Origin of the sequence: Dysgonomonas sp. GY75, from assembly GCF_015234155.1 — a bacterium.
GTDB lineage: Bacteria > Bacteroidota > Bacteroidia > Bacteroidales > Dysgonomonadaceae > Dysgonomonas > Dysgonomonas gadei.
This window is the reverse complement of sequence record NZ_JADCLQ010000012.1, coordinates 780,596-800,611: the sequence shown is the minus strand read 5'-3', so window position 1 is coordinate 800,611 and position 20,016 is coordinate 780,596. Positions and strand designations below refer to the sequence as shown.

Genomic DNA, 20,016 nt, shown 5'->3' with positions numbered 1-20,016 from the left:
CTTTGTTACCTTTTGAAAAAAATATGATGTCGAACCGTATTTTTAATACATTATTAATATGTTTTTAACTCTCCCGTTAATACGGTCGGCTTTATTTTGTTCCCGGAAATAACCAATACTTAAATAATACCATGAGAAAGAAATTTGGATTATTCATGTTTTTCGCGCTGAGCATCCTTACCGTTCAGGCCGGTGATATCAAATTACAGTATAAACGTCCCGCAAAAGAATGGGTAGAAGCCTTGCCTTTAGGAAACTCGCGGTTGGGAGCGATGGTTTTTGGCAGTCCGGCACGGGAGCGCCTGCAACTGAACGAAGAAACAATGTGGGGCGGAGGCCCGCACCGGAACGATAGCCCCGCTTTGCTAGGCTCACTGAATGAAGTCAGGAGTCTTATTTTTGCAGGGAAGGAAAAAGAAGCAGAGGCATTATTGGACAAAACGATGCGGACGCCTCACAATGGCATGCCGTATCAGACAATCGGAAACTTGTATCTTGACTTCACCGGGCATGACAATTACTCGGATTACTCGCGCAATCTGGATCTAAAAACGGCGGTAGCAACTACCCGGTATGCTGTAGATGGTGTAACATATACCCGTGAAGTTTTCACTTCGTTTACCGATAATGTGATTATTATGCGTATTACGGCAGATAAGGCGAACAGTATTAACTTCTCCGCATCATATGATTCTCAGGTGAAAGGCTATTCTGTATCAGTAAAGGGCAACAGGCTGGTGCTGAAAGGTACAGGCTCTGATCATGAAGGTATAAAAGGAGTGGTAAGGTTCGAAAACCAGACCGAAATAAAAACGGAGGGCGGAACGGTAAAAGCCAGAAAAGATAATATCGTTGTGAAAAACGCCAATACGGCGACAATATACATATCCATCGCCACTAATTTTATAGACTATAAGAATGTAAGCGGTAATGAGGCCAGAAAAGCAGAAACAATATTGAAGTCCGCACTTACCAAACCGTATCAGACCGCGTTGACCGACCATATAAAGTATTATCAGAAGCAGTTTAACCGTGTTGAGCTGGATCTGGGTACTTCCGAAAGAATGAACGACGAAACCGATAGCCGTGTGCGGAACTTTAAGGATGGTAAAGACCAGAACCTTGTAACACTGCTTTTCCAGTTTGGACGCTATCTGCTTATCAGTTCGTCACAACCGGGAGGTCAGCCTTCGACATTGCAGGGTATATGGAACGATCAGCTTGTACCACCCTGGGATAGCAAGTACACTATCAACATCAATACCGAGATGAATTACTGGCCTGCCGAGGTGACCAACCTGAGCGAAACACATTTTCCATTGTTCGAAATGGTGAAAGAAATAGCCGAAACGGGTAAAGAGACAGCAAAAGTAATGTACAATGCCAATGGATGGGTTACACACCACAATACGGACATCTGGCGTACGACCGGACCTGTGGACGGTGCTTTTTACGGGATGTGGCCTAACGGCGGGGCATGGCTTAGCCGTCATATGTGGCAGCATTACCTCTATACGGGCGATAAGGCATTCCTGAGCGAAGTGTATCCTGTGCTGAAAGGTGCGGCCGATTTCTTTTTGGATTTCCTTGTAGAGCATCCGAAATATAAATGGATGGTATCGGCTCCTTCCACTTCGCCCGAACAAGGACCTCCGGGAACGGGGACAAGCATCACGGCCGGGTCTACGATGGACAATCAGATAGTATTCGATGTACTGAGTGATGCATTGAACGCATCCAGGGCTTTGCAACTGGCCGATAATGCATATGAAAAAAGGCTGGAAGATATGATTTCACGTCTTGCCCCTATGCAGATAGGCAAATACAATCAGTTACAGGAGTGGCTCGATGACGTAGACGACCCAAAGAATGACCATCGCCATGTGTCGCATCTGTATGGGTTGTATCCGAGCAACCAGATATCACCTTATTCGCATCCTGCATTGTTTCAGGCCGCAAAGAATTCGTTGCTTTACCGTGGCGATATGGCTACGGGGTGGTCGATAGGCTGGAAGATAAATTTCTGGGCGCGTTTGCTGGATGGGAACCATACATATAAGATTATATCCAATATGCTATCGCTTGTAGAGCCGGGAAATAACGACGGGCGTACATATCCGAACCTGTTCGACGCGCACCCGCCTTTCCAGATCGACGGTAATTTCGGATTCACTGCCGGAGTGGCCGAAATGTTATTGCAAAGCCACGATGGAGCGCTCCATCTGCTTCCTGCCCTGCCTGATGCATGGAAAAAGGGTGCAGTGAAAGGGCTGATGGCTCGCGGCGGTTTCGAAGTTTCTATGGAGTGGGACAACGGGGAACTTTTGACTGTCTCGGTATTATCTAAATTGGGAGGGAATATGCGCCTGCGTTCTTACGTGCCATTGACAGGTGCGGGACTGTCAGAGGCTAAGGGAGTAAATCCAAATCCGCTGTACGGAACTGCACAAATAAAGGAACCTCTGGTCTCCAAAGAGATAAACGCTCAGTATCCGTTGCTGTATAAGATATACGAGTATGACGTGGATACGCGGCAGGGGCAGGCATATACATTTAAGAGAGGTATGAAATAAGGACTAAATCATTAAAATTTAAATAATTATTTAATATATAAAACTAAAATATAATGAATCAGCGAATTATTCTGTCTGTGATAATCTTATCCTGCCTTTTTATGAATAAGATTACAGCCCAGACAAACAAGCACTCTGCTAAAACACAGTATCCAAGCTATAAAGGCCTGATTATGGCAGGTTATCAGGGATGGTTCAGGGCACCGGCCGATGGAGTGATGTATCCCGATGAAAAACAAGTCCGCATAGATATGTGGCCGGATGTGAGTGAGTATGAAAAGACATATCCTACAGGATTGAAGCACGCGGATGGTTCCACAGCACGCTTTTTCAGTTCTACGGACAAAAGTACAATAGATTTGCATTTCAAATGGATGCAGGAATATGGTGTAGACGGTGTGTTTATGCAACGTTTCTTTCATTCTGCTCAGCCAAAAGCCAGAGGGGAGGCTCCGACTACGGTAATCAGAAACGCGTTTGAGGCTGCATCTAAATATCAGCGTGCTGTAGCTATTATGTACGACCTGTCAGGATTGAAAAGATCGGGAGAAGATTGTTCCAGCCTGATAGAAGACTGGAAGTACCTTGTAGATTCCATAAGGGTGACAAACCAGAAAGGAAATCAGACATATTTATTTTTCAACGGGAAACCTCTTGTGGCCATCTGGGGTATCGGATTTCCCGACAGACCTTATAATATTCGCGATATAGGTATTGAGCGCTTCATCGATTTTCTGAAAAATGATCCTGAATATGGAGGTTGCAGTGTTATGCTGGGGGTACCGACGTTTTGGCGCGAACTGACTGCCGATTGTATCCCGGACCCCTATTTACATACGATAATCAAACAGGCCGACATCGTTCTCCCTTGGACTGTCCAGCGCTTTACACCGCTTTTGCATAACGATATGGACCGTTTCCGCGACCTGATAATAGGTGATATGGAGTGGTGTAAAAATAACAATATCGATTATGTACCTTGTGTGACCCCGGGATTCAGTTGGCATAATCTCAGCCGTTTTGAATTTCCCGATGATATAAAGCCCTCCGGGTCTATACCACGCCAAGGGGGACGTTTCTACTGGCAGCAGATATCTACTGCTATCAATGCGGGCGCCGGTATGATCTATGCGGCTATGTTCGATGAGGTAAATGAAGGGACGGCAATATTCAAATGCAGTGACAACCCTCCGGTAAGTGATATCGCTAAGTTCGTGGGGATGGAAGGAGTGCCTTCCGATCATTATCTCTGGCTTACAGGTGAAGCGTCTAAGATGCTGAAAAGACAAAAGCCATTGAGTATCCCGATGCCGAAAAGGGATTCCCGGTAGTAGGATTGATTAAGCAGGCTCTATACCTATGCTTTAAAGAATCTGAGGAAATCTTCCTTATAGCTGGATGATATTTCGATCTCCGTACCATCTTCCAGAGTCACATATCCGCCGGAGTTTTTGTGATATGACTTTACAAAGTTGAAGTTTATGATGTGTGACTTATGGATGCGGATGAAAGGGTAGGGCAATATCTCGCCGAAATGCTTGAGGAACCGGCAAACCATCTTCTTGCTCTTATCTTTCAGGTAGATATCGGTGAAGTTTCCGTTGCCTTGCAGGCGGATGATATCCTCCATCTTCACCACTTCGAAGCCTTCGAGAGTAGGTAGTATGACCTGTTGTTTTTCCGGCTTGGTTTCGCGGAAGTTCTCTACCAGTATTTTGTTGCGGTTGAAGACTTCCTTGTTGATGATGTGCTGCTGAACTTTGTTTACGGCTAATATCAGTTCCTCGATACTTACGGGTTTCAGGAGATAGTATGCCGCGCTTTGGTTCAACGCCCGCAAAGAGTATTCGGAAAAAGCCGTGACGAATATCGTCTCAAAGTAGAGGTCTTTACAGCCTTCAAGTACATCGAAGGCATTACCGAACGGCATTTCCACATCGAGAAATACAAGTTGCGGTTCCAGATCGTGAAGAAGGGGTATGGCATCCTTACAGTTATATGCTTCGCCTATCACTTCTATTTGCGGACAGTATTTTGCCAGATAGTTTTTCAGGGCTTCCCGGGCGGCGGGCTCATCCTCTACTATTACGCTCTTTATTCTTTGCAGTGTGTTCATAGGTTCTTGTTCATTAAAGGGAATAATAACCTGACTATCACTCCGCTTTCCGTCCCTTCCTTCTCGGTGATGGAAATTGATATGTCGGTATGGTACAGGCTGTTTAGCAGGTTGATGCGTTCCTGTGTATTATTCAGTCCGCGGGAACGGTGTTCTTTTTGGTGCCTGGTTTTTAGCTCCTTGCTTTTTGTGAGTCCGATGCCGTTATCTTCGATGACGACTTTCAGATGATTACCGTCGGGCTTAACGGTCAGGGTGAGCAGTCCCATACTATCTTTGTAGCGTAGCCCGTGCCAGATGGCATTTTCCAGCTGCGGCTGTATCAGCATATTGGGAATGAACAGGGAATCGGCATCCAGCGAATTGTCTATTTCCATCTTATAGGTGAACTTGTCGTGAAAGCGCATGTATTCCAGATCGAGGTACTCCTTCATCTGCTCCATCTCGGTAGCCAACGGAATGAAGTCCTTGTTTGAAGTTTCCATGATATTGCGCATCAGCTTGGAGTAGGAAGACAGGTATTTGTTGGCTTCCAGTTCGTTATTTTGTGCAATGAACTGATTCACACTATTGAGACTGTTGAAAATGAAGTGGGGATTCATTTCCCTGCGCAGCGATTGCAGGGCTATCCGCTTATTCTTCTTCTTGATGGAATAGAGGGCTTTGGCTATAAAGACGAGTGAGATGAGTATAAGCACAATGGCTATGAGTAGTACATAGTTGAACCTATTGGTTCTGGATATAAGTTCATCTTTTAGCGCCCGTTCTTTTTCCAGCCGGAGTATTTTCTCCTCCTGTACGTGAAAGAATCTTTCGTCCAGCAGCGTACTGTCGTTCTTTACAAGGCCTTCGAGCTTCTTCATGAAGTCGGAATAAGCATCCAGGGCTTTCTGGGGTTGACGCATCCTCTGATATTGTTCTACGAGCAACTCAAGGCTGTTTTTGGCTTCTATGGTCTGTCCGTTATCTATGGCGAGGCTGTATGCCTGTTGCAAGGCGGATACACCCTCGGTCAACTTATTCGCCTCGAGGTAATTTTCCGATAGGGCTTGCAGTTGCTTGATCTCGGCTTTGGGGTTGTTCGTTTCTTTGGCTTCTGCTACCAGATCCTTGTTTATTTCTATTGCTTTTCCTATCTGGTTGTCGGAGGCATAGGTGCTGGCTATATCCTGCCGTATCTGCATGGATGCTTCCGGCTGGCCCTGGACAGTGACCAAGGCTTTCTCGAGGTTTCTGATTGCTTCGGGAGCATTGTCCATATCTTTGTTCACTTGTGCCATTTGCCGGTAGGCAAGGACTTTATCATCCTTGCTGTCCAGTTCTTCGGCCAGCAGTATATTCTGTTGTATATATCCCGATTGTACAGCCGGATTGTTGTAGTTCTGCACACGATACATATCATTGGAATTGATTTGCTGCATCTTTTTGTTGGAGGTGTTTGCCTGTGCAGAACCAAAGTTAAGAAAGGCATCATATCTCTTATCCTGTGCTTCCTGAACTTTTGCCAGTTCCCGTTCCACAGCAGCCAGTTTCTCCTTTTCTCTGCGGACCTGGTATATTCGTTTAGCTCTTGTCAGGTAATCTTCGGCTTTTGCATATTCTCCTTTTTCGGACAGTTCTTTTGCCAGCTTCTCATAGCTTTCGGCTACTTCCATATCGGACTTGCCTTCTTCTATGGCTTTGAAAACCTCCTGTATCCGTATATTCTCTCTCGATTGCTTGGATGCGCTCTTCGGCTGCTGCGCCCAACCTGGTGCTGAGATCAGGATAAGAAGGAGTATAAGTATATATCTGATATGCATAAGCTGTTGTGTTTGATTGAGATTGTAAAGTAAATACTTTTAAAACATTTATACCTTATGGTTCACCAATTCAAAATGACCGTTCACCCATTTTTCCACGATTGTTAATTCTTATCATAATACATTTGAGCAAAGAAACCAATTAAAACACAATGATATGAAAAAGTTTGTACTATTAAGCTCAGTGTTATTTACTTTTGTCGCAATGGCTGTCGGTTGTTCCTCAGCAACAGCCGAAAATAGAGAACAGAAACACAATTCTGAATTGTCTGTACCTGCAACTGATAATGAAATGAATAGGGGGACGAAAATACAAGTTGCTATTCTACTCGATACATCGAGCAGTATGGACGGACTGATTGAACAGGCCAAGTCTCGTTTATGGAACATAGTGAATACACTTACCACACTGCGGTACGAAGGGAAAGCTCCCCACATAGAAATTGCTTTGTATGAATATGGTAACGACGGTATACGCACAAGCGACTATATCCGCCAGGTAACACCTCTGACTACCGATCTCGATCTGATTTCTCAAAAGCTATTTGCTCTGACCACCTACGGAGGAGACGAATATTGCGGGGCAGTGATAAATAAAGCCGTAGAAGTGCTGGACTGGGGCAGAAACACATCGGATATGAAGCTTATCTATATCGCGGGTAATGAACCTTTCACTCAAGGGCGTATTTCTTATAAATCTGCTATAGACCGAGCTTTGGGCAAGGATATATTTGTGAATACAATACATTGCGGCAATCATAGCTCAGGTGTTCAGGGAATGTGGCGTGATGCCGCTATAAGGGGAAAAGGGAAGTTTTTCAATATCGACCATAATGTGAGAGTACGCTATTACGATACTCCTTACGATGACAGAATAAGTACTTGTAACGATCGGCTGAACGCGACTTATTTAGGATATGGACACAATGGTTTTGCACGGAAAGAAATGCAGGCCGTTCAGGATGTGAATGCGAAGTCCATATCGAGGTCGAATATGGCAGAACGGGCGGTGAGTAAATCGGCAGGCGTTTATAAGAATAGTAGCTGGGACTTGGTGGATAGGGTTAAAGAAGACAAAGATGCCCTGGATAATATAAGGCAATCTGATCTTCCGGAAGAATTGCAGAATAAATCAAAGGTTGAAATACAAAAGGTAATTGCCGGAAAAGAAGCCGAAAGAACCGCTATACAAAAAGAAATAAGCGAACTGGCAAAAAAACGACAGGACTATATAGACAAGCAACTGAAAAACGATGGTACCAGCGACGACCTAGGCAAGGCTATTAACGAATCCGTTCTTGCATTTGCCAATCAGAAGGGTTATACTATAAGTAAATAATGATCTGTCGGCGCTGTACCGGAGCAAAACTATACCGATGCAAATACTGAAGAGTTAAACAAATCCATTAGTTTTTTGTTTTTATGATAGGTAGGCTACTGACTGGATTTACAGGAAGTAGCTTACTTTATCTATAAAGATAAAAGGGTTTCGAAATGTAAAAATGTTAGGTAAAGATCGGCATTCTTCCATTTTGTCGTATATTTGTATTGTTAAATAATAGTATATATGAAAATCATACTTACATCTATTAGCTTGTTTGTGTTGTCGTTCGCTGTTTTTATATCCTGTAAGACAGAGAAAAAGATAAATACTCCGAATGCGATATCTTACGATTCCATATCAGTATCCAAGATATATCATTTGGATAATGATTCTACAAAACCATCATGTTCGTTAAAGATCACATATATCTTCCCCGTGAAGTTTGCCGATGAGAAGATTTTGGCGACAGTACAGAAGGAATTGAATTTTGCACTGATGGAAGATGAGAAATATGAGCAAATGAAGCCGCAGGATGCCATCAATAAATATGTGGAAGATTACGTGGAAAAATATAAGACTGATGCTAAAGAGCAGTTTCCCGACTGGCAGGAATCAGGCGACACCGAGGATTATTTTTCGTATTATAAAACATTGGATACAAAGGTGATATTCGACATGGACGATATATTGTCGTATCAAATATCATCGATGGATTATAAAGGCGGGGCCAACTCCTCTACGGCTTACCGCAATATTGTGATAGATTTAAAGACCGGAAATATATTGAGTGAACAGGATATATTCTTGCCGGAATACAGGAAATTGCTGAATGCTATTTTGATAAGAAAAATAGTAGCTCAAAATAAAGTGCAGAAGCCAGAAGACCTTCTCGAGTTCGGTTACTGGGGGATTGAAGACCTGACATCGAATGAAAATTTCCTTGTAGATAATAATGGTCTGACCTATATTTTCAATCCGGGAGAATACTCGGCACCATCTCTTGGGGAAATCCGTGTATCACTTCCCTATAATGAAATCCGGGACTTGTTGAGAGATAATTCACCAATATCAATTTTTGCCGGAAAATAATATGGAAATAATTCTTAAGTATTTTCCTGATATCAGTGAAGAACAGAAGAGCCAATTTGCTGCTCTTTATGACTTATATGTTGACTGGAATTCCAAAATAAATGTAATTTCGCGCAAGGATATAGAAAATCTGTATGCACATCATGTCCTGCACTCACTTGCCATAGCTAAACTTATACAATTCACAGATGGGACACAGCTAATGGACGTAGGTACAGGTGGAGGTTTTCCCGGAGTGCCATTGGCTATATTGTTTCCGAAATGCAAGTTCCTGCTGGTAGATAGTATCGGTAAAAAGATAAGGGTAGCTACCGAGGTAGCCACAGCTATCGGATTGAAGAATATACAGTTCCGCCATTGTAGGGCCGAAGAAGTAAAAGAAAAATTTGACTTTGTAGTAAGCCGCGCAGTGATGCCGTTGCCTGATCTGGTAAAAATTATAAAAAAGAATATTTCGAAAGAACAGCACAATGCTTTGCCAAACGGTCTGATTTGCCTTAAAGGGGGGAACCTTGAAGGTGAACTGAAGCCATTTAAGAACACAGCCGAAGCGGATGACTTATCTATGTTCTTCGATGAAGAATATTTCAAGACCAAGAAAATCGTTTACGTACTTATTTAAATAATTGTTAATTCTTTTTGTCGGGAGGAAAATATGTCTACCTTTGTACTGTAATTAAAAGTGTTACAGTATGAGCGATCGTAAGTTTTCAATATCAATGCATATATTAGTGCTTTTGGCTACGAGTACGGATGAATGGCTTTCTTCCGACTATCTGGCAGGAAGTATGAATATCAATCCTGTATTGGTAAGGAAAGAATTATCGAATCTTCGCAGACATGGAATTGTGCTTAGTAAAGAAGGTAAGAACGGAGGAAGTATGCTGGCAAAACCGGCAGATAAGATCCTTCTTTCCGATATATATAGAATAGTCAGTTCCCGGACAGCATTAGGCAATTCATTAGCATCTCCGAATCCTAAATGTCCGGTAGGGAAACAGATTAATGAACATTTGCACGATTTGAATATGGAAGCAGAAGATTTTATAATCGCAAAACTTTCAGATCAGACACTGGCCGATTTTAAGAAGAAGTTCGAGTAATTTTTTTATATAAAACTGTAATAAATATAAATACAGAAAAGGATAACATTTAAAAATAAAACAATATGAAAGTAGCATTAATAGGAGCAACAGGATTTGTTGGCTCACATTTATTACAAGAGTTGGTAAACAGAGGTTTTGAAGTAACAGCAGTGGCCCGTTCGGTAGATAAAATTCCGGTGAAGGACGGAAAGCCAAAGGCGGTTGCAGCAGATGTAACAGACGTAAAAGCATTGGCCTCTGTATTAAAAGGAAATGATGTTGTATTGAGTGCTTTTAATCCCGGATGGTCGAATCCGAACATTTATAATGATTTTATGAAAGGATCGGAAGCTATCCAGCAAGCAGTAAAGGAAGCCGGAGTAAAACGTTATGTAATGATAGGAGGGGCAGGCAGCCTGTACATCGACGGACAGCAAATAGTGGATGGCGCTGATTTTCCTGAAAGTATTAAGCCCGGAGCAACCGCGGCAAGGGATTACCTGGATGTACTGAAAAAGGAAAAAGATCTCGATTGGACAATGTTTTCACCTGCTATCAATATGCATCCGGGTATTAAGACCGGAAGAACAGGTAAATACAGGCTGGGAACAGATGAACCTGTATTTGATAAGGATGGCGAATCGGTATTGTCCGTCGAAGATCTGGCGGTTGCCGTTGTTGACGAGATTGAGAACCACAAATTCTCCCGCCAACGCTTTACAGCCGGATATTAGAATCTGTTTTGATTTTTCAAGAATATGATTTTGAAGGATAAAACGAGCTGCTTCGAAGTCAAAATTTTTGAGTTTAGCGGGCTAAACGATAAAATTTCTGACAAGATATGAGCCGTTTTAGATTCAAAATGCTTCATTGACTAAAATTTAAACAGTTTCTTAATTGATATATAGAATCTATACGGTATAGGCAGTATTTCAAATATGGATACTGCCTTTTTGTATATTTATAACATAAGATATAAGCTTAAATGGCTAGTTTTGAAACGAAAAAAGTTTTACCTTTAGGCTGTTTTTTAACAGAAAGTCATTTGTAAAATCTATGAACGTAAAAATATTTGAATTTAATCCGATTAGCGAAAATACATATGTGGCATATGATGAAACGAAAGAGTGTGTCATCATTGATCCGGGTTGTTTCTTTCCGGATGAGAAGGCGCTTTTGTTGAATTTTATTCTCGATAACGACCTGGTGGTAAAGCACCTCTTGAATACTCATCTGCACTTTGACCATGTATTCGGAAATAATTTTATATACGAACAGTTTCATCTGGAAACAGAGGCAAACAAAGGAGATGAATTTCTTCTGGAGCAATTGCCTGCCCAATTGCAAATGTTCGGCTTTAAGAATGAAAGTGCTGGAATTCCTCGAATTGGCAAGTATCTGAATGAAAACGATGTGGTAACATTCGGAAATCAGAGATTTATAGTTCTGGAAATACCGGGACACTCGCCGGGCAGCATTATTTTCTATAATCAGGATGCAGGTTGTGCCTTTGTCGGAGATGTATTATTCAGGGGAAGTGTAGGGCGTACCGACCTTGCCGGAGGAAGCCATGAACAGCTTATTGCCGGTATAAAGAGCAAACTGCTCACACTGCCTAAAGAAACAGTGATATATTCAGGCCACGGGCCATTAACTACAATAGGGGAAGAAATCAAAAGTAATTTTTATTTACAATAAAACAGAACGGAAAGCACATGAAAAGCGAAAGATTCCAACATCGCCATATTGGCATCAATGCAGAAGAAGAGAAAATAATGTTGGCTAAAATCGGGGTAAAATCCCTTGATGAGCTGATAGATCAGACGATTCCTCAGAATATCCGATTACAAAGCGGATTGAATTTGCCGGAGGCTCTCAGCGAACATGAGTATGCCGAAGAAATGGCACTGATGGCTTCGAAAAACCGCATATGCGCTTCGTATATAGGGATGGGATGGTACGATACGGTATGTCCTGCGCCTATTTTCCGTAATGTATTCGAAAATCCTGTTTGGTACACATCTTATACACCATACCAGGCGGAAATATCACAAGGTCGTCTCGAGGCTTTGATGAACTTCCAGACAATGGTGAGCGAGTTGACAGGCCTTTCTTTATCGAACTGTTCCCTGCTTGACGAAGCTACGGCCGGAGCGGAAGCGGCAGCAATGATGCATGCCCTTCGCAGCCGCGATCAGGTGAAAAACGGAGCAGACAAATTGTTTATTGATAAAAATATATTCCCGCAAACACTCGCTGTAATCAATACTCGTGCCGTGCCGCAAGGTATAGAGGTCGTGGTTGGCGATTATAAGGTATTTGATATTAACAGTGAATTTTTTGGTGCTATTATCCAATACCCGAATTCGAACGGTAGTGTCGAAGATTATAAGGCTTTTACAGAAAAAGTGCATGCTGCCGGATGCAAAGTTGCTGTCGCTACCGATTTGATGGCGTTGACTCTTTTGGTACCTCCGGGAGAATGGGGCGCTGATATAGCCTTCGGTAGCAGCCAACGGTTTGGTATACCGATGTTTTACGGAGGCCCTTCAGCCGGATTCTTCGCAACAAAAGAAGAGAACAAGCGTAATGTGCCCGGACGTATCATCGGTGTATCGAAAGATGCTTATGGTAAGTCTGCATATCGTATGGCATTGCAAACCCGGGAACAGCATATCAAGCGGGAGAAAGCAACGTCGAATATTTGTACGGCTCAGGCATTGTTGGCTACTATGGCCGGTTTCTATGCCGTATATCACGGGCCTAAAGGCTTGAAGGAGATTGCGAAACGGATTCATTCTGCAACAGCATTGATAGCGGATGAACTGAAAGAACTGGGCTATACTATCCTTAACGAACAGTATTTCGATACATTGAAAATAGGTTTGGCCAGTGGTGTCTCTCAATATTCTTTACGCGAATATGCCGAAATGCGCGATATAAATCTGCGTTATTACGAGGGAGGAGAAGTAGGTGTCAGCATAGATGAGACTATCACGGAATATAAAGCCCATGAACTTCTGGCAGTGTTTTCCCTTGCAGCCGGACGTATGGAGGTATTTATGATTGATGATCTTCCCGAAAAACTGACTATTAAAGATGAGTTCCTCCGTAAAAGCGAATACTTGCAGCACGAAGTATTTAATTCATACCATACCGAAACGGAGTTGATGCGCTATATTAAACGCCTCGACAGAAAAGATATTTCACTTGCCCATTCTATGATTTCACTCGGTTCATGTACCATGAAGCTGAATGCTGCATCAGAACTGCTCCCTCTTTCATTGGGCGGGTTCCAGAACATCCATCCGTTTGCACCTCAGTCGCAGACTCAGGGATATAACGAATTGATAGAAGAACTGGGTGAATACCTCAAAGAAATAACAGGTTTTGCCGGGGTTAGCTTTCAACCTAATTCGGGTGCAGCCGGAGAATATGCGGGTTTGATGACAATCCGCAAATATCAGGAGAGTATCGGACAGGGACATCGCAACATTATTCTTATTCCTGCATCGGCTCACGGCACCAATCCTGCTTCCGCTATACAGGCCGGATACGAGACTGTTACCATAGATTGTGATGCACATGGGAATGTAGTATTGGAAGACTTGCAGGCAAAAGCTGATCTGCATAAAGATAATCTGGCAGGATGTATGATTACATATCCGTCTACACACGGCATTTTCGAAAAGGAAATAAAGGAAATGTGCAAGGTTGTCCATGAAAAAGGAGGGCAGGTATATATGGACGGGGCAAATATGAATGCACAGGTCGGACTGACCAATCCGGGCTCTATCGGCGCCGATGTATGCCACCTCAATCTTCACAAAACATTTGCTATTCCTCATGGTGGCGGAGGCCCGGGTGAGGGTCCTATTTGTGTGGCTGAGCATCTGATTCCGTTTCTTCCTCACCATCCCGAGCTGGACGGCAGCACAGTGAATACTGTTGCATCTGCTCCGTTTGGTAGTGCGGGGATATTGCCTATCACTTATGGATATATCCGTATGCTGGGTGCGGAAGGGCTTACACATGCCACTAAAATAGCTATACTGAATGCGAACTATCTGGCCGAATGTTTTAAGGATACATATGGCGTTGTTTACAGAGGTACATCGGGCAGGGTAGGGCATGAATTGATTCTGGAATGCCGCGAGGTGAAGGATACATCCGGTATAACAGAATCGGACATTGCCAAGCGTTTGATGGATTACGGTTACCACGCACCTACATTGTCTTTCCCTGTACACGGTACATTGATGATAGAGCCTACCGAGAGTGAAAGTCTGGCTGAACTTAACCGTTTTGTAGATACAATGAACCAGATATGGGAGGAAATCAAGGAAGTGGAAAACGGTACATATACCAAAGAAGACAATGTGCTGGTAAATGCTCCTCATCCTGAATATGAAGTGTGTGCCGATGAATGGAAGCATGCTTATCCGCGATCTAAAGCAGCTTATCCTCTTCAGTTTGTGAAGGATAATAAATTTTGGATAAATGTGGCCCGTGTAGACAATGCTTTTGGGGACAGAAACCTGATTACCTGCCTGTGTGATATGGGATAATGCATCTGTTCAGGCAGGACTTTGGGATGTGAATTGTTGTAAACATATAAAGATAGTTTAAACTAAAATCGTATTAACTTGTTTATTGTAAGAATAGACACAAAATGTGAAACTATGAAATTGAAATTATTTTTAATGACGGTTATATTAATGATGGGTATAAGTACAACAGTAGATGCTCAGAATAAAAAACCATTGAAGAATGATAAAGAGACAGTTCTATTCGATGTGTCGATGACTTGTGAGAATTGTCAGAAGCGTATTGAAAAGAATATTGCATTCGAAAAAGGGGTGACGGATATGAAAGTAGATCTTGAAAATAAAACAGTACTGATCGAATTCAAGAAAACTCAGACAACAGTGGAAAATCTTAAAGCCGCAATTGAAAAATTAGGCTATGAGGTTAAAATACACAATAGTGAACAGAAAAAATAAAGTAGAAAGATGAAAAAATTATTTATCATTATTGCAGCTATGGGATTGATGTATAGCTGTGGTGGTGGCACTCAAAAAGGACAGGAAGAAAAAGCTTCTGTTGATGAATTCTCTGAAATCGCAAAGCAGGTAAAAGACGAGCATAATGCTAAAAATTCACTTGATTATGTGGGAACATATACAGGTAAAATACCTACAGCCAGTGGCGAAGGTATGATTGTATCTATTACATTATCAGATAGTACATATGTTAAGAGTACAGAGTATGTAAATAAGAAAAACAGTAAATCGGAAGAAAAAGGTAAATATACCTGGAATGCTGCCGGTAATACAATTATTCTGGATGGAGTAAAAGATGCGCCTAACCAGTATTTTGTGGGAGAGAATACATTGACTCAGCTGGATATGGAGGGTAATAAAATTACCGGAGATATGGCCGACCTGTATATTTTGAAGAAATAATTCTTTGATGTTTTATATAAGTAAAGCCCTTTCCAATATTGGAAAGGGCTTTATTTATTAATCGGGGTTCAGGAATTTCATATCTTGTTACGACAAGCCATATCCGTTTAACATCCCGTTAAAATACAATGGTTTCAAAACCTTTACCTTTAGATGCCATGCTGCAGCTTGCTCTTTCGACATATCCATCATGGTAAAAGGTGCTGTTGGTTGAGGATTTTTATCATAATCAAATTCGCAAAGAAGAACATGCCCGTAGTCGGTGACGATAGGGCATGCTGCATATCCATTGTATTTCATTTCCGGAGATTTACCGTCCATCAGAGAAATCAGATTCATTGCAGCTACAGGAACTTGTTTACGCACAGCGGCAGAAGTTTTGCTGGTAGGAATTCCCGCGCAATCACCTAAACAAATAATATTGGAATATGTCTTGTGCACCAATGTCTCTTTGTCTATCATGACCCAGCCTTCATCGGCTAATTTTCCCTCAGTCCAGGATAGTCCTGAATTCTTTACAAAATCCGGAGCAGACATAGGAGGAGTAAAGTGTAGGAATTCATAATCTTCGGTGATAGGTGTTATGATTTTCTCATCTCCGATAGTTTCTATATGGTCCATATATACACGTTTGGCAGATGTGTCCACTCCCTTCAGACGAGTAGTCAGGTGTATTGGAATATTTCGTTCATTGTATATCTCCAGTAAGCGCGGAGTATAATATGGCACATCGTAAAGCTCATTTGCCGCGGTGTAATAGCTGAGGGTAACGTTGTCTCTTGTTTCTTGTTTACGAGTGTAATGTTCAGCCAATAAGCATATTTTTTTAGGAGCACCTCCGCATTTATGTTTGGTGTAAGTGTCTGTAAAGATACCTTTTCCTCCTGTCTTGGAAAATTCCTGAATAGCAGTCCATGTTTTCTGAGCTCCTTCGAAGTCATATATAGAATGGGCATTTCCCAGCCCTAATGTATCTTTGGTGATTCCTTCTGTTTTCTCCCAGTTTATTTGTAATCCCGGGGTGAGTACAAGAAAATCATAGCTTATATTACCGTTTGATTCTGTTACTATCTGATTGCTCACAGGATTCACTTCCTTTACAATATCTTTTATCCATTTTGTCTGGCTGGGTACACAATCTTTCTGATCTTTCCATACTTCATCAGGAGTGTACACCCCCGATGCAACCAGGGTGAATCCAGGCTGATAGTATTGGCGATCGCTGGGATCGATAAGGGTGATGTCCGGTTCATCCAACCAGCGTTGCAGTAGGGCGGCCATGCTGAGGCCGGCGGCTCCTCCACCGATTATGACAATTTTACCTTTCGCATTACTTGAGAATTCTGTCAGTTTGTATATTCCTGTTGCGGTAATTAATCCTGCTGCACTGGTAATGGCAGCAACTTTAAGAAACTTTCTTCTGTTAATTTTTCTATTAGGCATTAGTAGTTTATGATAATTAGAGTTTTTATGGCATTTTCGTCTAGGTTCGGATTCGACCGGGGCAAAGATACATTATTTTTATTCATCAGCCAACCGTAAATGCTTATCTATGGGGATGATATATGTTTAGGATGGAATGTCATAATGTATTAATTGGTGTGAAAATGTTTTCATATTAATATTTAAAAGTTAACTTTGCGTGTTATTTAACAGCAAAAACGTTCAAAATACCAAAATGAGCTATTTAATAAAACCAAAACAGTACCATGCTTTGCTTGACTTACAACAAACCGAAATGGGGATCAAGCGAATAAAAGACTTCTTCCAACAAAACTTATCATCAGAACTCCGGTTACGTCGTGTTACCGCTCCTTTATTCGTATTAAAGGGAATGGGGATAAATGATGACCTGAATGGTGTGGAACGTGCCGTTAATTTTCCGATAAAAGATATGGGAGATGAGCGTGCGGAGATTGTTCATTCACTGGCAAAATGGAAACGTCTTACTTTAGCTGATTATGGTATAAACGAAGGCTATGGTATTTATACAGATATGAATGCGATACGTGCAGATGAGGAATTGGGTAATTTGCACTCTTTGTATGTGGATCAGTGGGATTGGGAGATGGTGATGTCCCCGGAAGATCGTAATCTCGATTTTCTGAAGGAAGTTGTTCGCCGTATCTATGCCGCCTTAGTCCGTACCGAATATCTTGTATATGAGGCATTCCCTGCTATAGTGCCTATTCTGCCCAGTGAGATCAAGTTTGTCCATGCGGAGGAATTGCTTAAAAAATATCCGGGCCTTTCGTCTAAAGAGCGGGAAAATAAAGTGGCGGAAGAATATGGCGCTGTTTTTATTATAGGTATTGGAGGAGAACTGAGTAACGGCGAACCGCATGATGGACGTGCTCCCGATTATGATGACTGGACTACCAGGTCTGAGAATGGGTTTAACGGACTTAATGGAGATCTTATTGTCTGGAATCCGGTGTTGGGGCAAGGAATGGAGCTTTCTTCAATGGGTATCCGTGTCAACAGAGAAGTTTTGCTTGAGCAATTGAAAAAATCAGGCCAGGAAGACCGTACACAATTATATTTCCACAGACGTTTGCTTAATGGTGAGCTTCCTCAATCTATCGGAGGTGGAATAGGGCAGTCCCGGCTATGTATGTTTTATTTACGAAAAGCACATATAGGAGAAATTCAAGCTGGTATATGGCCGGCAAAAATGCGTGTAGAGGCCGAAAGCCTGGGAATGCCTCTGATATAAGGACTTTTCATAAAAAGATTTAAATAAGTACTTTTCAGATGCTGAAAGAATCAGGATTGAAGTTGTAAGTGGATTATTTTTCTTAACTTTATAATTCAAGGATGTTTTTTATTAAAGACATCCTTCGTTATTTTAATTATTCAACTAGACAAAACATGGAAAATAAGGTAACTATTCACTGCACAAATACAGACAGTTATAAGAACTTCCCCGTAGGGACAAGCCTGATCGATATACTCAAAGGTTTTTCTCTGAAAACAGAATTTCCGGTTGTAAATGCAAGGGTTAATAATAAGACAGAACCGCTGGACTATCAGGCTTATCATAATAAAACAGTGACATTTGTAGAGTTGACTGAGCCTTCAGGGATGCGGACTTATGTGCGTTCACTGTGTTTTTTACTGGCAAAGGCAGTTTCGGAAATTTTCCCGGAAGGACAACTTTATATAGAGCATCCTATTTCGTTAGGCTATTTCTGCCGCATTATCAATATATCTTCTGTTATAGATCAAGCGGCTATTGAATCTATAAAAGCTAAGATACAAGAATATATTGATGCTGATATGCGTTTCGAAGGTGTTGAAGAAGAAACAGTGCAGGTTGTAAAGATGTTCAGGGAAAGAGGTTTCGAAGATAAAGCCATTCTGTTGGAGACTTCGGGTGAGATGTATTCTAAATACTACCGTCTGGGAGACTCTGTCGATTATTTTTATGGTTGCCTTGTACCATCTGCCGGATATATAGATATATATGATTTACTCTTGTATAATGATGGATTACTGCTGCGTGTGCCTAACCGTAGTAATCCGGTTGAACTTGAGCCTGTCATAGAGCAACCGAAGATGTATAATGTATATAAAGAACATCTTAAGTTCCTTAATATAATAGGTTTGGATAATGTTGGCGATATGAACAAAGCTAATCAGGAAGGTCTTATGCCGGGTGTGATAAAGGTTTCGGAGGCCTATCAGGAAAAGACAATCGCCAATATTGCAGAGCAAATTGCATCCCGCTCCGAAGACGGCGTGAGAGTTGTGCTTATATCGGGACCTTCGTCTTCAGGAAAAACTACGTTTCGTATGCGTCTCGAGGTGCAACTTATGGTGAATCTCTTGAAGCCTGTGGGGCTTTCTCTCGATAACTATTTTGTAGACCGCGATAAGACGCCTTTAGATGAAGATGGCGGATATGATTTTGAATCATTATATGCTTTGGATATACCTAAATTTAATGAAGATCTGGAAAGTTTGTTGAAAGGTGAGGAAATCGAATTGCCGACGTTTAACTTTACTACCGGCCAAAGAGAATATAAGGGTGATAAACTGAAACTCGATGAGCATACAATATTAGTTATAGAAGGCATACACGGGTTGAATCCGGATTTAACAATTGGAATTCCCGATTATCAGAAATTCAAGATATATGTTTCGGCTTTAACCACAATTTCGTTGGATAATCATAACTGGATACCTACAACAGATAACCGTTTGCTGCGCCGCTTGATTCGAGACTATCGCTATCGTAGCTATTCTGCTATAGATACCCTGTCGCGTTGGGCGAGTGTGCGTAAAGGAGAAGATAAATGGATTTTTCCGTATCAGGAGAATGCCGATGTAATGTTTAATTCGGCTATGATGTATGAATTTGCGGCTTTACGTCGTTATGCAGAACCAATTCTTTCTCAGGTACCTAACAGTGCTCTTGAATATGCAGAGGCGCACAGGTTGCTTAAATTTCTGAAATACTTCAATTATATAAACGATAGGGAGCTGCCACCAACATCTTTGTTGAGAGAGTTTGTGGGAGGAAGTAGTTTTAAATATTAATATAGCAAACAGACTTGATT

The 20,016-nt window shown here is 41.8% G+C and carries 16 protein-coding genes; 13 read left to right on the top strand and 3 right to left on the bottom strand.

All coding sequences use genetic code 11. From position 1 onward, the window contains the following. Nucleotides 1-131 precede the first annotated feature (131 nt). Both IR083_RS08900 and IR083_RS08895 read left to right on the top strand, forming a co-directional pair. Nucleotides 132-2,573, top strand: coding sequence for a glycosyl hydrolase family 95 catalytic domain-containing protein (locus tag IR083_RS08900; RefSeq protein WP_194224001.1), 2,442 nt, complete (start codon nucleotides 132-134; stop codon nucleotides 2,571-2,573). A gap of 101 nt (nucleotides 2,574-2,674) precedes the next feature. Further along, entirely contained in the window at nucleotides 2,675-3,904 is a 1,230-nt protein-coding gene (locus IR083_RS08895; RefSeq protein WP_242052391.1) for a glycoside hydrolase family 71/99-like protein, read from the top strand. A gap of 26 nt (nucleotides 3,905-3,930) precedes the next feature. Here IR083_RS08895 and IR083_RS08890 read toward each other — a convergent pair whose 3' ends face one another. Together IR083_RS08890 and IR083_RS08885 are read right to left on the bottom strand one after the other, a co-directional pair. Next, nucleotides 3,931-4,689: a LytR/AlgR family response regulator transcription factor gene (locus tag IR083_RS08890; protein ID WP_006798869.1), complete on the bottom strand. Its 759-nt coding sequence runs from the start codon at nucleotides 4,687-4,689 to the stop codon at nucleotides 3,931-3,933. Next, nucleotides 4,686-6,491: a histidine kinase gene (locus IR083_RS08885; protein ID WP_194223999.1), complete on the bottom strand. Its 1,806-nt coding sequence runs from the start codon at nucleotides 6,489-6,491 to the stop codon at nucleotides 4,686-4,688. Before IR083_RS08885 ends, IR083_RS08890 begins: the two co-directional genes overlap by 4 nt. Nucleotides 6,492-6,648: 157 nt before the next feature. On the opposite strand from IR083_RS08885, the gene IR083_RS08880 reads away from it, so the two are divergent. The 9 genes from IR083_RS08880 to IR083_RS08840 all read left to right on the top strand — a co-directional run bounded on the left by IR083_RS08880 (nucleotide 6,649) and on the right by IR083_RS08840 (nucleotide 15,454). Further along, nucleotides 6,649-7,830, top strand: a complete 1,182-nt coding sequence (locus IR083_RS08880; RefSeq protein ID WP_194223998.1) for a vWA domain-containing protein — start codon at nucleotides 6,649-6,651, stop codon at nucleotides 7,828-7,830. Nucleotides 7,831-8,058: 228 nt separating this feature from the next. Then, nucleotides 8,059-8,904 (top strand): DUF3298 and DUF4163 domain-containing protein, encoded by an 846-nt coding sequence (locus IR083_RS08875; protein WP_006798866.1) that lies wholly within the window; start codon nucleotides 8,059-8,061, stop codon nucleotides 8,902-8,904. 1 nt (nucleotide 8,905) lies between these two features. Further along, nucleotides 8,906-9,526 (top strand): 16S rRNA (guanine(527)-N(7))-methyltransferase RsmG, encoded by a 621-nt coding sequence (gene rsmG / locus IR083_RS08870; protein ID WP_194223997.1) that lies wholly within the window; start codon nucleotides 8,906-8,908, stop codon nucleotides 9,524-9,526. A 70-nt stretch (nucleotides 9,527-9,596) separates the two neighbouring features. Beyond that, the gene (locus tag IR083_RS08865) at nucleotides 9,597-10,007 is read left to right on the top strand and encodes an Rrf2 family transcriptional regulator (RefSeq protein ID WP_194223996.1); all 411 of its coding nucleotides are present in this window, start codon (nucleotides 9,597-9,599) and stop codon (nucleotides 10,005-10,007) included. A 65-nt stretch (nucleotides 10,008-10,072) separates the two neighbouring features. Then, nucleotides 10,073-10,723 (top strand): NAD(P)-dependent oxidoreductase, encoded by a 651-nt coding sequence (locus IR083_RS08860; protein ID WP_194223995.1) that lies wholly within the window; start codon nucleotides 10,073-10,075, stop codon nucleotides 10,721-10,723. Between the two features lie 322 nt (nucleotides 10,724-11,045). Next, nucleotides 11,046-11,687 (top strand): MBL fold metallo-hydrolase, encoded by a 642-nt coding sequence (locus IR083_RS08855; protein ID WP_194223994.1) that lies wholly within the window; start codon nucleotides 11,046-11,048, stop codon nucleotides 11,685-11,687. A 17-nt stretch (nucleotides 11,688-11,704) separates the two neighbouring features. After that, a complete protein-coding gene (gcvP, locus tag IR083_RS08850; protein WP_194223993.1) occupies nucleotides 11,705-14,557 on the top strand; it encodes an aminomethyl-transferring glycine dehydrogenase in 2,853 nt (950 codons plus the stop codon). Nucleotides 14,558-14,692: 135 nt separating this feature from the next. Next, complete coding sequence (locus tag IR083_RS08845; protein WP_242052390.1) at nucleotides 14,693-14,992, top strand: heavy-metal-associated domain-containing protein; 300 nt, start codon at nucleotides 14,693-14,695, stop codon at nucleotides 14,990-14,992. 9 nt (nucleotides 14,993-15,001) lie between these two features. Beyond that, nucleotides 15,002-15,454, top strand: coding sequence for a copper resistance protein NlpE (locus tag IR083_RS08840; RefSeq protein WP_006798859.1), 453 nt, complete (start codon nucleotides 15,002-15,004; stop codon nucleotides 15,452-15,454). A gap of 87 nt (nucleotides 15,455-15,541) precedes the next feature. Here the strand turns inward: IR083_RS08840 and IR083_RS08835 are convergent, their stop codons facing one another. Further along, nucleotides 15,542-16,897 carry an NAD(P)/FAD-dependent oxidoreductase gene (locus IR083_RS08835; protein ID WP_194223992.1) on the bottom strand — a complete coding sequence of 452 codons (1,356 nt, stop codon included), beginning with the start codon at nucleotides 16,895-16,897 and terminating at the stop codon, nucleotides 15,542-15,544. Between the two features lie 235 nt (nucleotides 16,898-17,132). On the opposite strand from IR083_RS08835, the gene asnA reads away from it, so the two are divergent. Together asnA and IR083_RS08825 are read left to right on the top strand one after the other, a co-directional pair. Further along, nucleotides 17,133-18,170 carry an aspartate--ammonia ligase gene (gene asnA, locus IR083_RS08830; protein ID WP_194223991.1) on the top strand — a complete coding sequence of 346 codons (1,038 nt, stop codon included), beginning with the start codon at nucleotides 17,133-17,135 and terminating at the stop codon, nucleotides 18,168-18,170. A gap of 155 nt (nucleotides 18,171-18,325) precedes the next feature. Continuing rightward, nucleotides 18,326-19,996, top strand: a complete 1,671-nt coding sequence (locus tag IR083_RS08825) for a nucleoside kinase (RefSeq protein WP_044215518.1) — start codon at nucleotides 18,326-18,328, stop codon at nucleotides 19,994-19,996. Nucleotides 19,997-20,016: the final 20 nt, after the last annotated feature.

Excerpts from the sequence above, each read along its gene's own strand:
- IR083_RS08840 (WP_006798859.1), top strand. The coding sequence starts at position 15,002 with ATGAAAAAATTATTTATCATTATTGCAGCTATGGGATTGATGTATAGC.
- IR083_RS08880 (WP_194223998.1), top strand. The coding sequence starts at position 6,649 with ATGAAAAAGTTTGTACTATTAAGCTCAGTGTTATTTACTTTTGTCGCA.
- IR083_RS08845 (WP_242052390.1), top strand. The coding sequence starts at position 14,693 with ATGACGGTTATATTAATGATGGGTATAAGTACAACAGTAGATGCTCAG.
- IR083_RS08855 (WP_194223994.1), top strand. The coding sequence starts at position 11,046 with ATGAACGTAAAAATATTTGAATTTAATCCGATTAGCGAAAATACATAT.
- IR083_RS08865 (WP_194223996.1), top strand. The coding sequence starts at position 9,597 with ATGAGCGATCGTAAGTTTTCAATATCAATGCATATATTAGTGCTTTTG.
- IR083_RS08835 (WP_194223992.1), bottom strand. The coding sequence starts at position 16,897 with ATGCCTAATAGAAAAATTAACAGAAGAAAGTTTCTTAAAGTTGCTGCC.
- IR083_RS08885 (WP_194223999.1), bottom strand. The coding sequence starts at position 6,491 with ATGCATATCAGATATATACTTATACTCCTTCTTATCCTGATCTCAGCA.
- IR083_RS08890 (WP_006798869.1), bottom strand. The coding sequence starts at position 4,689 with ATGAACACACTGCAAAGAATAAAGAGCGTAATAGTAGAGGATGAGCCC.
- asnA (WP_194223991.1), top strand. The coding sequence starts at position 17,133 with ATGAGCTATTTAATAAAACCAAAACAGTACCATGCTTTGCTTGACTTA.
- gcvP (WP_194223993.1), top strand. The coding sequence starts at position 11,705 with ATGAAAAGCGAAAGATTCCAACATCGCCATATTGGCATCAATGCAGAA.
- IR083_RS08825 (WP_044215518.1), top strand. The coding sequence starts at position 18,326 with ATGGAAAATAAGGTAACTATTCACTGCACAAATACAGACAGTTATAAG.
- rsmG (WP_194223997.1), top strand. The coding sequence starts at position 8,906 with ATGGAAATAATTCTTAAGTATTTTCCTGATATCAGTGAAGAACAGAAG.
- IR083_RS08895 (WP_242052391.1), top strand. The coding sequence starts at position 2,675 with ATGAATAAGATTACAGCCCAGACAAACAAGCACTCTGCTAAAACACAG.
- IR083_RS08860 (WP_194223995.1), top strand. The coding sequence starts at position 10,073 with ATGAAAGTAGCATTAATAGGAGCAACAGGATTTGTTGGCTCACATTTA.
- IR083_RS08900 (WP_194224001.1), top strand. The coding sequence starts at position 132 with ATGAGAAAGAAATTTGGATTATTCATGTTTTTCGCGCTGAGCATCCTT.
- IR083_RS08875 (WP_006798866.1), top strand. The coding sequence starts at position 8,059 with ATGAAAATCATACTTACATCTATTAGCTTGTTTGTGTTGTCGTTCGCT.